The sequence below is a fragment of the Burkholderia reimsis genome (genome assembly GCF_003294055.1).
GTDB lineage: Bacteria > Pseudomonadota > Gammaproteobacteria > Burkholderiales > Burkholderiaceae > Burkholderia > Burkholderia cepacia.
In genome coordinates, this window is sequence record NZ_QMFZ01000178.1 from 1 (window position 1) to 293 (window position 293).

The following is a 293-nucleotide window of genomic DNA, read 5'->3' on the forward strand; positions in this document are numbered from 1 at the left end:
ACATCGGGATCCCGAAGGGCTACCCCGACTACGTGCTGCACAAGATGGTCACCGTGATGCGCGACGGCCAGGAAGTGAAGATCTCGAAGCGCGCGGGCAGCTACGTGACGGTGCGCGACCTGATCGAATGGTCGGGCGGCGCGGCGGCGGGCCAGGAAGCGGCGCCCGACCTGATCGACGAAGCGACCATCACGCGCGGCCGCGACGCGGTGCGGTTCTTCCTGATCTCGCGCAAGGCCGATACCGAGTTCGTGTTCGACATCGACCTCGCGCTGAAACAGAACGACGAGAAC

The 293-nt window shown here is 65.5% G+C and carries 1 pseudogene; it reads left to right on the forward strand.

From position 1 onward, the window contains the following. A pseudogene (argS, locus tag DPV79_RS41830) lies at window positions 1–293 on the forward strand (arginine--tRNA ligase); the annotation flags it as partial.